This is a genomic window from Domibacillus sp. A3M-37, assembly GCF_024213455.1.
GTDB classification, from domain to species: Bacteria; Bacillota; Bacilli; order Bacillales; family Domibacillaceae; genus Domibacillus; species Domibacillus tundrae.
The window spans coordinates 1-941 of sequence record NZ_JANAVL010000069.1; the positions used below are offsets into that span (position 1 = coordinate 1).

Sequence of the window (941 nt, forward strand, 5' to 3'; positions counted from 1 at the left end):
ACACAGCTGGATAAGAGTATTGTGCAGCTTCCAGTAGTTCTACCGCTTTCTTCTCGGCGGTCGAAATTGAAATGTTTTTATTTGTATTAGCACGGATTTTATTTTTGATCACGGTTTTGGAAAGTATCAGAACAAAATCCGGGTGGGGAAACAGCTGAACAATGTTTAAAAAGAGCTCCGATTTCCTGGTAAAGATCTTCTCCAATTCAGGGAAAGTCAGCTGAATAACCTTATGCATCCGGCTGCGAAGAACAGACAATTCATCATCCAGTTCGCTATAGAATCTGGAGAGTGCCTTCAGTTGATTAAACAAATCATCCGATCTTTCTTTTTCCCGGCGGGAAACAGTGAAATGGGTGAGTGCCAACTGGTGAGCGTCACTTTTATCTGTTTTATGAATCCGCAAGGAATCGCACTGCATTTTCGCTTCTAATGGATTCAAAAGACAGTACGTATACTGATTCTCTCGCATAAAGCGCTCTAATGGCCTTGAATATACTCCTGTAGCTTCAAAAACAATATGAGGCTGCTCTCCACTATTATCGACGAATCTATCGATTCTTTTCTGTAATTCTTCAAAATCGGGTCGCGAATGCCTGATTTCGCCTTCAAATATGCATTTTTTCGCTGCATTATAAATGACCATATAACTTTTGCCCATACTGACATCAAACGCAATAATGTGCTTCATAGAAATCCTCCTTATCTTGCCCTGAAGCCCTCACCATACACTTATCGATTCCCATTTCTTCTACACGATCTCGAAGGATCCAACATACTCAAACCAGATTCAGATAAGGTAAGTGAAGGAGGCCTGTTTTGTGTACGGATTCCAGATCCCAAAAGTTAACCGGCCTCCAACTTCACTTCTACTATATAAAAAATAGCAGTACAGACCAATGCCTTGATCTGTACTGCTAATCTTAGTATGTTTTGTGTCC

The 941-nt window shown here is 40.7% G+C and carries 1 protein-coding gene; it reads right to left on the reverse strand.

Annotation, left to right across the window (positions count from 1 at the left end):
- On the reverse strand, window positions 1–691 hold a 691-nt coding region (locus NLX67_RS22575; protein WP_254313635.1), incomplete at its 3' end, for an IS110 family transposase.
- Window positions 692–941 lie beyond the last annotated feature (250 nt).